This window comes from Spongiivirga sp. MCCC 1A20706 (assembly GCF_046524175.1).
Classification (GTDB): Bacteria; Bacteroidota; Bacteroidia; order Flavobacteriales; family Flavobacteriaceae; genus Spongiivirga.
In genome coordinates, this window is record NZ_JBEFZF010000005.1 from 185,796 (window position 1) to 197,968 (window position 12,173).

7 protein-coding genes are annotated in these 12,173 nt (G+C 37.8%); 3 read left to right on the forward strand and 4 right to left on the reverse strand.

What is annotated here, in order from left to right; genetic code table 11:
• Positions 1-44 precede the first annotated feature (44 nt).
• The 4 genes from mfd to ABN763_RS13465 form a co-directional block, all read right to left on the reverse strand.
• The gene (gene mfd, locus ABN763_RS13450) at positions 45-3,413 is read right to left on the reverse strand and encodes a transcription-repair coupling factor (protein WP_410486001.1); all 3,369 of its coding nucleotides are present in this window, start codon (positions 3,411-3,413) and stop codon (positions 45-47) included.
• A 76-nt stretch (positions 3,414-3,489) separates the two neighbouring features.
• A complete protein-coding gene (gene serS / locus ABN763_RS13455) occupies positions 3,490-4,761 on the reverse strand; it encodes a serine--tRNA ligase (RefSeq protein WP_410486002.1) in 1,272 nt (423 codons plus the stop codon).
• A 99-nt stretch (positions 4,762-4,860) separates the two neighbouring features.
• Positions 4,861-6,186, reverse strand: coding sequence for an HTTM domain-containing protein (locus tag ABN763_RS13460; RefSeq protein WP_410486003.1), 1,326 nt, complete (start codon positions 6,184-6,186; stop codon positions 4,861-4,863).
• A complete protein-coding gene (locus tag ABN763_RS13465; protein ID WP_410486004.1) occupies positions 6,179-7,120 on the reverse strand; it encodes a bifunctional riboflavin kinase/FAD synthetase in 942 nt (313 codons plus the stop codon). The genes ABN763_RS13460 and ABN763_RS13465 overlap by 8 nt, the downstream gene beginning before the upstream one ends.
• Before the next feature lie 244 nt (positions 7,121-7,364).
• On the opposite strand from ABN763_RS13465, the gene ABN763_RS13470 reads away from it, so the two are divergent.
• From ABN763_RS13470 to ABN763_RS13480, 3 genes are read left to right on the forward strand one after another with little or no spacing between them, the layout of a single operon-like run.
• Complete coding sequence (locus tag ABN763_RS13470; RefSeq protein WP_410486005.1) at positions 7,365-11,030, forward strand: reprolysin-like metallopeptidase; 3,666 nt, start codon at positions 7,365-7,367, stop codon at positions 11,028-11,030.
• Between the two features lie 10 nt (positions 11,031-11,040).
• Positions 11,041-11,718, forward strand: coding sequence for a hypothetical protein (locus tag ABN763_RS13475; protein WP_410486006.1), 678 nt, complete (start codon positions 11,041-11,043; stop codon positions 11,716-11,718).
• A 6-nt stretch (positions 11,719-11,724) separates the two neighbouring features.
• Entirely contained in the window at positions 11,725-12,165 is a 441-nt protein-coding gene (locus tag ABN763_RS13480) for a retropepsin-like aspartic protease (protein ID WP_410486007.1), read from the forward strand.
• The last annotated feature ends 8 nt before the right edge of the window (positions 12,166-12,173 follow it).

The window sequence follows — 12,173 nt, forward strand, 5'->3', positions numbered from 1 at the left end:
TGTACAAACCTTATTTAGTTTCGTTCTTGAACTCAAAGATCGCCCTATTCAACTTCGGCCAACTTCGCCTTAAAATCGAATACAGAAATGGCTTTTAGCGCCTTTTCAATAGAGGTCACATTCTCAAAAGTCAACAATAAACGAAGTCCGTTTCTGGTTTGCTTCTCTTTCATTGTACACAAACTTGAATTTTGCTGTACAGTTTGTAAAATTTTAGTAAAAATGGGGCTTTGATAAAAAGCCGATTGTTGATCACTTATAAAGTATCCGATTAACTTACCTTGTTTCATTACTATTTTTTCAAGTCCTGCCCCAGTTGCAATCCATTTAATACGTACGCTGTTCAATAAATCGACCGCCGGCTGTGGTAATTCGCCAAAACGATCAACTAGCTCTTTTTCAAATATTGCTAATCCCTCATTTTCTTTAATGGCGCTCAATTCATTATACAGTTTTAATCGTTCGCTTATATTATTAATGTAATCATCAGGAAATAACAACTCAAAATCAGAATCGATGGTGGTATCTTTCAGGAATACTTTTGGCTTGCTATCATCTTTATACAACTCGGCAAACTCATTTTCTTTTAATTCTTCTATCGCCTCATTCAAGATTTTTTGATAGGTTTCAAAACCAATCTCGTTAATAAACCCACTTTGTTCACCACCGAGAATATCACCAGCACCGCGAATCTCAAGATCTTTCATCGCAATATTAAAACCAGAACCTAACTCAGTGTGCATTTGTAAAGCTGAAATACGTTTCCGTGCATCATCGGTCATAGCACTATATGGTGGAGTAATAAAATAACAAAAGGCCTTTTTATTACTTCGCCCTACCCGACCTCGCATTTGATGCAAGTCAGACAATCCGAAATTATTGGCGTTATTGATAAATATGGTATTGGCATTTGGGACATCTAATCCGCTTTCTACGATCGTCGTTGACACCAATACGTCAAACTCGCCATTCATAAATGATAGCATTAGTTGCTCTAGCTTTTTCCCTTCCATTTGTCCATGACCAACCCCTACTTTAGCATCAGGAACAAGGCGTTGAATCATCCCTGCTACTTCCTTAATATTTTCTATTCGGTTATGAATGAAAAATACCTGACCGCCTCGCTGGATTTCATAGGTTACGGCATCGCGAATCGTTTCTTCGCTAAATCGAATAACCTCACTTTCTATAGGATAGCGATTAGGCGGTGGTGTTGTAATTACCGAAAGGTCACGTGCCGCCATCAAACTAAATTGCAAGGTTCTAGGAATTGGTGTTGCTGTTAAAGTCAATACATCAACATTCTCTTTAAGAGTCTTCAATTTGTCTTTAACCGCAACTCCAAACTTCTGTTCTTCATCGACAACAAGCAGTCCTAAATCTTTAAACTGAATTGCTTTATTAACCAACTGATGTGTACCAATTACAATATCGATTTTTCCAGATTTTAAATCCTCTAAAACCAGTCTTCGCTCTTTGGCCGTTCTAAATCGATTTAAATAATCCACTCGAACAGGCATCTCCTTTAACCTACTGCTAAACGTTTTAAAATGTTGAAATGCTAGGATAGTCGTCGGCACCAAAACCGCCACTTGCTTTCCATTATCTACCGCTTTGAACGCTGCGCGTATGGCAACTTCTGTTTTTCCGAAGCCTACATCACCACAGACAAGTCTGTCCATAGGACGTTCACTTTCCATATCTGCCTTGATATCAGCAGTTGCGGTAATTTGATCCGGAGTATCTTCATAAATAAACGAAGCTTCTAGTTCATGTTGTAAATAGCTATCAGGATCGTATTGAAAACCCTTTTCTAGTTTTCTTTTAGCGTATAACTTGATTAGGTTAAAAGCAATATGTTTAACGCGAGCCTTTGTTTTTTGCTTGAGGGTTTTCCAGGCTTTGCTACCCAATTTATAAATCTTAGGAGGCTTGCCATCTTTACCGTTGTACTTAGTAATTTTATGTAAAGAATGAATGCTTAAATACAGAACATCTCGTTCGCCATAAATCAATTTTATAGCTTCTTGTTTTTTACCTTCTACATCGATTTTTTGTAAGCCACCAAACTTTCCTATCCCATGATCAATATGCGTTACGTAATCACCCTTTTGAAGATTAGTAAGTTCCTTTAAGGTGATTGCTTGCTTTTTTGCATACCCATTCTTTAAATGGAATTTATGATAACGCTCGAAGATTTGATGATCAGTATAACAAACAATCTTTTGATCTTGATCGACAAATCCTTGAAACAATGAAAAAACAATTGTTTGATAGTTTACTTCTTGTTCTACATCATCAAAAATATCATGAAAGCGTTTCGCTTGCTGCTCACTTGAACAGAAAATATAATTTGTAAATCCGTTTTGGTGATTTTTATTCAGGTCCTCAATTAACAAATCAAATTGCTTGTTAAACGAAGGCTGTGGTTTTGTGTTGAACAATACCTGATCTTTGGACTCAATTCCTTGCGGATTTGCCTTGTCAAACTCCACCAAGGTGAAATCTTCCAGCTGTTCGTTAATCAAGCTACCATCACAAAACAATTCTTTTGGTTCGCTGTGTTTTATGTCTTCCGAAAGTTCAGTAAACGCCTCCTTAGCCTTTTCAAAATTCTTGTCAATTCTGCTGAGTAATAGCTCACGATTCTTTACAAATACGACAGTATTATTGGACACATATCTTAAAAAACTCTCACGATTTTCTTGAAGAAACTTATTTGCAACATTCGGAATTATTGCAATTTTTTTAACCTGATCGGTGCTTAACTGGGTTTCGACATCAAAGGTCCTGATGCTATCAACCTCATCGCCAAAAAACTCAATACGATAAGGCTCATCATTTGAAAAAGAAAACACGTCAACAATACCGCCTCTAACAGAGAACTCTCCGGGTTCGGTTACAAAATCAACCCGGTTGAATTTGTACTCGAACAACACTTCATTTACAAAATCGATCGACAACTCATTCCCAATGCTGATTTTAAGTGTGTTTTTCTCCAGTTCCTTCTTAGTGACCACCTTTTCAAATAAAGCATCTGGATATGTGATGATAACAGCCGGTTTTCTTCTTGAATTGATCCTGTTCAAAACCTCTGCACGCAATAGTACATTCGCATTATCTGTCTCTTCTATTTGATACGGGCGACGATAACTACCCGGGTAAAAGAGTACGTCTTTTTCACCAACTAATTGCTCAATGTCATTTAAATGGTAGGCCGCCTCTTCTTTATCATTGAATATCAGTAAAAAAGGTGCATCCGCCTCTTTGAATATATTGGAAACTACTAAGGAAAACGAAGAACCTACCAGCCCTTTTACATAGGTGGTCGATTGAGAAACGGCAATAGCACTCCCCAGTTTTTGCTGTTGCAAAGACTTTGAGAATGATTGCGCTACTTGAGTTATACTCACTTAATATACTTATTATAAAATCAGTCTTAAGCAAAATCAAGACCCTTAGTAGGTCTCGACTGCGCTTGACTTGACATCAATCTATCATTTCAAATCCGCAATACGGCACCAACACTTCTGGTATTTTAATGCCTTTTGGAGTTTGACAATTTTCTAGAATTCCTGCTAGCACTCGTGGTAACGCTAATGCGCTACCATTCAGTGTATGTGCCAATTGTTTATTTCCATCTTTATCTTTAAAACGCAGTTTTAAACGATTTGCCTGAAAAGTTTCAAAGTTTGATACCGAGCTTATTTCCAGCCATCGATCTTGTGCGGTAGAAAACACCTCAAAGTCGTATGTCAATGCTGATGTGAATCCTAGATCGCCGCCACATAACCTTAAAATTCGATAAGGTAATTTCAACTCATTCAAAATCCCTTTTACATGATCGACCATACCGTCTAATGCGGCATAACTGTTTTCAGGATGTTCTACACGAACAATTTCTACTTTATCAAATTGATGTAATCTATTTAATCCTCTTACATGGGCACCGTATGATCCTGCTTCACGACGAAAACAAGGTGTGTAGCCAGTACAAAGAATGGGCAACTCACTTTCATTTACCATACTACCTCTAAAAAAGTTAGTCACCGGTACCTCAGCAGTCGGTATTAAATACAAATCATCAATCCCAACATGATACATTTGCCCTTCTTTATCTGGTAATTGCCCGGTGCCAAATCCTGAAGCTTCATTGACCAAATGTGGCACTTGCACTTCAGTATAACCAACGGCGGTATTTTTATCTAAAAAATAGTTGATTAATGCCCGTTGGAGACGTGCTCCTTTTCCCTTATAGACCGGAAAACCGGCTCCAGTAATTTTTGTACCTAGTTCAAAATCGATGATATCGTATTTCTTCGCTAATTCCCAATGTGGTAGTGCTCCCTCAAACAGTTCAGGCACATCACCCTCACGAAAAACCTCTTCATTATCATCTTCACTATTTCCGGCAGGTACTAAATCGTTTGGCACATTAGGCAATGTATACAGTAATTCTTGTAATTGATTGTTAAGATCGTTAAGATCATCTGCCAAGGTTTTCTCCTCCGCTTTTTGAGCCGAAACTTCTTTTTTCATCTCATTTGCTTCAGCAGCCTGACCCGATTTAAACAATTCACCAATTTTTTTAGAAGACACATTCATCTCTGATCGTAAAAAATCTAAAGCAGCTTGCGCCGATCTTCTTTTCACGTCCAATGATAATACGTTATTAATATCAGCTACGGCATCAATATTTCTTTTTTTCAGCGCTTCGATTACCGCTTCCTTGTTTTCTCTAATAAAAGGGACTTGCAACATGATGTTCTATCTAAAAATCGTGCAAATTTAATCAAAAGGAGTAGGAGACTAGGGACGATTACCTAATTTTTTTGAAGTGCTTAGCCAGAAAACTACACCCTATTCTTCAGGATATAAATCTGAAGGCAATAGCCAATCTTGATGACTGAAATAATTCCATTTAACAGCAGCAAGGTCAACTTCATTATTGACTAACCTTCTTGATTTCCTGCCATTCACACTTAGCTTACCATCGGCATACACCTTAACAGCAATTCCTTTTGCTTGGTATTCCTTTTTTAAGCGCTGTGCAAATTGCCAAATAACATCTGGCTTTGTTCTAACAGTTCGCATTTGCTTTTTGGTCACGTAGTCTTTTAAATTAACAACATGCTTCTTCCCTGTTTCTTTTTCGATAACTGTAAAGGTAATGTAGCCAGACTTTGACCGAAGCATCATCCGCCAGCTCATTCTATGACCTTCTTCAGTCCACAATACGTCATCCTTTATAAAATGATGTCGTAAAGGTAACGCGATTTGAATACTGAAATAGAGTAATCCTAATGTAACTAGCATTTTTTTGTAGTTAGCAACACTTACTTCATCACCCTCATACAATTCTTTTTTCTTTAAAAAGATATTTCTGATGGTTCTCGGTTCAAAGAAAAACAACGCAAATGCTAATGATAAATATGGAAAAATGCCAATTTGAAATATAATAGAATTAAATAAATGGAAGAAAATAGATGCAAAAAAAGCCCATTTTCGGGTCTGCTTGATTAGCAACAACGGAATAATTAAAGCATCAAAACCAATACCCACATAGGTAATGAAATAATGTGCCCAATCACTTTGAAGCAATTCCCCTACAATAGGGTATTTTTTAACCCTTAACATCAAGTTTCTTGCAACAGTATGGTCTAACCAATCAGGATACAATTTTGCAATCGAAGCATATGTATAAACGATCCATAATTGGATAATAACAATCCACCTGCACCAATTGGGCATACTAATTGATTGTATTTCGGGATGTTGCTTCGCATCAATAGAATGATACCTGTTGGCAGGCAACAATGCCATAATACCACAAATGAGTATTAATAAATAATAATGGTTGTTGTAGCTAGTTTTTTGCATTAGGTATGTTGCCGTCCACATAATAGTGAAACTTATAATGGCGAATCGATATTTATAGCCAAGCATAACCATAAGTCCGAAAAAACCCATGATCGCATAATAAAAATACATTCCGTAACCCGGTAAGGGTTGCAACCATTCAAAACCGATAAATGTAAACGTAAACTCTGGTTCAACCAGCGTTCTTCTTATCCAACCGGTGAAAATAGCACCTACAGATTCTAAAAAAAGTAGGAGTCCAAAGAAGATTCTGAAAACAACCAGTGAGGTATTATCAATTCGTTTAAAAAGCCATTGATCAAGCATCTTGGTATGCTTTTATAAATTCTAACGATTGTAGTTTATCTTTACTTAATTGATCTCTAAGTGCTTCAACTGATTCGAATTTCACTTCATCTCGCAAGCGTTTCAAAAAAATAAGTTGTAGTTCTTCACCATATAAATCACCATCAAAATTGAAAAAGTAGGTTTCTATTTTTTTGGTGTTTTCATCACTCACAGTAGGATTTTGACCAATATTGGTCATTCCGAAAATTTCTTCTCCATTCAATCTAGCCTTTACCAAATACACTCCGTCTTGCGGTATAAGCTTGTAGGTTTCGGCAACATTGATATTTGCAGTCGGAAATTGAATAGTACGCCCCAGACCTTTACCCGAAACAACATGACCCCCAACCATGTATTCATATCCTAAATATCGATTTGCCTTTTCAACGTCACCTTCTTTTAAAGCATTGCGTATTTTAGTGGAACTTATCGCTACGTCATCCAAAGCTTCTGCTCCTATTTGTTCTACTTCAAAATCGAATGTTTTTCCAAATTCTATAAGATCATTAATATCGGCTGTTCTATTTCTTCCAAACCGATGATCATAACCAATAATGATCTTTTTTATTTTTAGCTGATTCACCAATACATCTCTTACGAACTCTAAAGCAGTAAGTCGAGAAAATTCTTTTGAGAATGGGTGAACCACCAAATTATCCAAGCCTGCAGCTGATAAAATATCGGTACGCTCTTTGATAGTATTTAACAATTTGATAGAAATATCTTTTTGCAACACCATGCGCGGATGCGGAAAAAAAGTGAGGATGACCGATTTAAGTCCAGTTGTTTTCGCTTGTTCAATTAAATTGTCGATAATTTTTCGGTGGCCTATATGAACACCGTCAAAAGTACCAATAGTAACAACAGTATTTGTGTTTGCATTGAAGGATTGAATTGAATCGAATTTTTTCACAAAAAAATACGCTTATAGCGGTTGTTACGTTTTAAAAAATGTAGCTTTGTTAGGCAGCCTATAACAAAAAATACTTATGATATTTAGACGTTTACGCCAAATTACATCAATTTTGCTATTTCTGCTTTCGACAGCCACATTTGGGCAAAAATCTTATTGGTCGAAGACCGTTGTCAAAGATAAATCTTCAATATCACATAAGACAAATCTTAGCTTAAAAAAGCAAAAAGTATTTAGTTTAGACATGGATACTTTTAAAAACAGTCTGGTTAAAGCACCCAGTCGAGTGAGTACAAAACAGTCCGCTACTGTTATTATGCTACCTAATGCCGATGGAGACTTAGAACGATTTTACGTATACGAAGCGTCCATATTTCATCCTGCATTGGCTAAAAAATATCCGACAATTAAATCATATGCAGCTCGGGGTATAGATGACCCTACAGCAAAAGCTAGATTTAGCGTAGATCATAGAGGTGCACATTTTATGATTCGATCAACCAACAAATCAACGGTTTATATTGAACCTGACACCTCTGCAAAAAACTACATTGTATATGCAAGAGAAGATATTACTGCTGCAAAAGATGAATTACACTGTGTTTTAGACGAGTCCGCTTTGGGAGATAAAATTCCAATCCCAAATAGCAGTGCTCAAAAAAATACAAATGATAGCACTTTAAGAAAGTATCGATTGGCATTGTCATGCAGCGCAGAATATGGAAATTTTTTCGCAAACCCAGGTACCGAAATTGCTGATATATTGGCTCAAATGAATGTTACTATGACTCGTGTGAATGGTATTTATGAGTTAGAGCTGGGGATTACTATGGAGCTTGTTGCAAACAACGATCAAGTCATTTACTTTGGTGATGTAGCGGCAGACCCATACACAGGAAATTTTAATACCGAAACGCAAACTACACTCGATAACATCATAGGAGATGGAAATTATGATATTGGCCACAGCTTTAATACATCGGGTGGTGGGGATGCTGGAGATATCGGGTCAGTATGTAGAAGCGGTATTAAAGGAAGTGCTTACACCGGGCGAGCTAACCCCACTGGGGATGCTTTCGATATTGACTTTGTAGCGCATGAAATAGGACATCAGTTTGGAGGATTACACGTTCAAAATGCAACAGCAAATTGTGCACGTTCAGGTGGAGGTAATGCCGAAGTAGAACCTGGAAGTGGCACCACGATCATGGGATACGCGGGTATATGCACAACTACTGCTTCCAACATACAAGGAAACAGCGATGACTACTTTAACTATGTGAATATTCGTGATATCTCCGCCTTCATTCAAACAGGTGTGGGGGAGAGTTGTGCTGAAACCATTGCATTAACCAACAACCCTCCAGCAGCCAATGCAGGAGATGATTATATTATTCCTATTTCTACCCCTTTTGCGTTAACTGGTACCGCGACAGATGCTGATCTAGGTGATGTACTTACCTATACCTGGGAACAAAATGACCCTGAAGGCATTAACCAAGCGACTCCAGAAGCGACCAATACTGCGGGACCTTTATTTAGATCCAGAAGGCCTGCTGCTTCTCCTACACGCTATTTTCCTTCACTAAGTGATATACTAGCAGGAAATCTAACCCCAACGTTTGAAGTATTGCCAGCGGTAGGACGTACTATGGAATTTGCGTTTACGGTGCGAGACAACGTAATTGGGGGCGGACAAACAGACTCTGATTTAATGGGCATAACAGTTGATGGAAACTCAGGACCATTTCAAATCACTTCACAGAATAGTCCATTTATCTGGAATGCTGGGGAGACCGTTACCATTACTTGGGATGTAGCTAACACTGATGTAGCCCCGATAAATGTTCAGAATGTAAACATTTTGTTGTCAAAAGATGGTGGACAAACTTTTGACACAACTTTAGCTGCTAATGTTCCTAATAATGGAAGTTTTGATTTAATTGTTCCCGGAGGAAATACCACCAATCAAGGTAGAATTATGATTCAAGCGGTTGACAATATCTTCTTTACTATAAATGGTTCGGTTTTTGAAATCGTAGATTCAGAGTTTGTTGTGATACCTGATGAAACTAGTAAACAGGTATGCCAACCTGATGATGTGGTCTATACCTTAACATATAATACCTTTTTAGGTTTTAATGAAACCACCACCTTTAGCGCCACCAACATACCAACTGGAAGTAGTGTCGTTTTTAACCCAACAACTGCAGTAAATGATGGAGATACTGTTCAAATGACCGTTTCAGGAACTGATATGTTGGCCGTTGGCAATTATGATATTGAAATCTTAGCAAATTCCGCATCAGTAAGTAAGAATATTACGGTGGATTTCGATGTAAATAATAACACATTCGCCACGCTAAATTTATCGAACCCTGCGGATGGAGCAGGTAATATTTTGAGCACTCAACAATTTGATTGGGATGAAGATATAAATGCACAGCAGTATGAGATACAAATTGCAACTGATGTTGGTTTCACATCGATTTCAGACCAAGCAACGATAGACACCAATCAATATACTCCGACTTCTTTAACACCCGATACTCAATATTTCTGGAGAGTTCGAGCAACAAATGACTGCGGCCAAGGTGCATATTCTTCCGTACGGTCGTTTACCACTGTAGCCAATAATTGTTCTGACAATGACACACAAAACATCGATATTGCAATCCCTCCTAATGGTCCGCAGACAGTTACCTATCAAATAAATGTTATTGATGATTTAGTTATAAATGAGGTAAACATCGGATTGGATATTACACATACATTTCCATCAGATTTAACCATTACATTGCGAAGCCCCGAAGGAACAATTGCCACAATCTTTGACAGAAGTTGTAATCCCGGTAGCGGAGAAGACTTTGATAATATTAATGCGACTTTTGATGACAACGGAAGTATTATTAACTGTAGTAACACTCCACCTGCTATTTCAGGGTTGGTTCAACCCGCCACTCCTTTATCCGTATTTAGTGGCGAAAGCTCGTTAGGTGCTTGGACACTTACTATTAATGACGGTTTTGATGTTGACGGCGGCTCTTTGAATAGTGTTGCACTAACGATCTGTGGTGAAGGTGATTTAACGCCAGACCAAGATAATGACGGTGTACCTGATTCATCTGACACCTGCCCCGATACTCCAGCCGGTAGTATGGTTGATGCTGAGGGCTGTCCTATTTTCTCATTACCATCCAACAATTTTACACTTCAAATTACATCAGAAACCTGTAGAAATAGTAATAATGGTAGTTTGACGATTACTTCAGTTAATACCTCATTTACCTTTCAGGCGGCTTTGACAGGGGTTAGTTCAGAAACTCGTGATTTTTCTGGTACCACTACGTTCAACAATCTTTCTGCGGGTAATTACACCATTTGTTTTACACTAGTATCCGAACCAACATTTGAGCAGTGTTTTGATATAGTGATCACAGAACCTGATCCGTTAGGAGTTTCCAGCCGTATTGATGAAGAAAGTAATTCACTCATTTTAAATCTATCAGGTGCAACCACATATCGAATTAATCTTAATAATGAGGTAATAACAACGCAGGAAACTCAGGTATCACTGCCATTAAAAAACGGCATTAATTTATTAAAGGTAAGTACCGATCTAGATTGTCAAGGCGAGGTGTCAGAAAGTATCGTTTTTAATGGTCAAGCGATTCAACTATACCCGAACCCGGTAATAAATGGTACTGCGTTCATTGCAGTAGGTAACAGTAACAATCAACAAGTATTCGCCAATATTCACACTATTCACGGTGCACTTTTATTTAGCCAAGCGATTAATGTAAGTAATGGAGAGGGGCAAGTTGATCTTTCTGCTCTTAAAACAGGAACTTACATTATTGAAGTGATTGCAAATGACAAAAAAGAACACTTTAAAATAATAAAGCGTTAATTAGGGTACTATGAAAAAAATTGGATTTATTGTTTTAGTTTTTGCCACAATTAGCACAAGTTGTAAAAAGGATGATGGCCCCCCTCCTAACCCTACAGCAGCAACCTTGATTTTCCCTGAGGAAAATTCTGAATGCAATGAAGGCACTGTTATTAGCGATACCCAAAGCACCGTTACCTTCAGATGGTCGATGACAACTGCTACGGAAAACTATGTTGTAACTCTCACTAATTTAAATAGTAATTCCACTACGACACAAGAGTCAGAAACTAACGAACTTGACATAACAATTAACCGAGGCACACCCTATAGTTGGTCGGTTACCTCAAACGGGGTTATTAATACAGATCCTGCTGAAAGCTTAACATGGCGATTTTATAATGCCGGACCCGGTATTGTAACGCACCCTCCATTTCCTGCTTCAACACCAAGTCCGGCATTAGGGGCAACCGTGGCTGCCGGTTCTACTACACTTAGTTGGCAAGGAGCTGACGTAGATAACGATATTGTAAGCTATGATGTTCTTTTCGACACTGTTACTCCTCCTGTACAGTCAACAGGAAATGTCACAACGACACAACAAGTAGTTAATACTAATTCAGGCACTACTTATTACTGGCAAATAAATACTAATGATAGTGAAGGAAATACATCAAAATCTCAGATATTTAGATTCAACACCAACTAGGGTACCATGAGAAAAAGTCTTAGAAAATTTCTTTTAGATAAAGGATACACCCGAATCAAACTCACTAAAATAAAGACGAATCACTACGCAATGCAAGCCAAAATAAATGGTAAAAAAGGCTTTTTTATCGTTGATACAGGTGCTTCCAGTTCTTGTGTTGGTTTAGATGCTTCTGAAAACTTTAATTTAGTCGCTGAAGATTCTGAAGTACGCGCCGCAGGTGCGGGCGCAGTCAATATGCTAACCAAAGTCTCTTATAAAAACACCCTAGAGATTGGTAGTTGGAAAAAGAAGAAAGTTGTTTTGGTACTATTCAATATGTCACATGTAAATACGGCATTAACGCAACATAAGGCTGATCCTGTAGATGGCATTATTGGAGCTGATATCTTAAAAAAGGGAAGAGCCGTAATCGATTATAATAAGGATTGTATGTATTTGAAGTAAAAAGACCT

What these genes read in the sequence shown, in the direction of transcription:
- ABN763_RS13470 (WP_410486005.1), top strand. Translation starts at nt 7,365, where the DNA reads ATGGATACTTTTAAAAACAGTCTGGTTAAAGCACCCAGTCGAGTGAGT.
- ABN763_RS13460 (WP_410486003.1), bottom strand. Translation starts at nt 6,186, where the DNA reads ATGCTTGATCAATGGCTTTTTAAACGAATTGATAATACCTCACTGGTT.
- serS (WP_410486002.1), bottom strand. Translation starts at nt 4,761, where the DNA reads ATGTTGCAAGTCCCTTTTATTAGAGAAAACAAGGAAGCGGTAATCGAA.
- ABN763_RS13475 (WP_410486006.1), top strand. Translation starts at nt 11,041, where the DNA reads ATGAAAAAAATTGGATTTATTGTTTTAGTTTTTGCCACAATTAGCACA.
- ABN763_RS13480 (WP_410486007.1), top strand. Translation starts at nt 11,725, where the DNA reads ATGAGAAAAAGTCTTAGAAAATTTCTTTTAGATAAAGGATACACCCGA.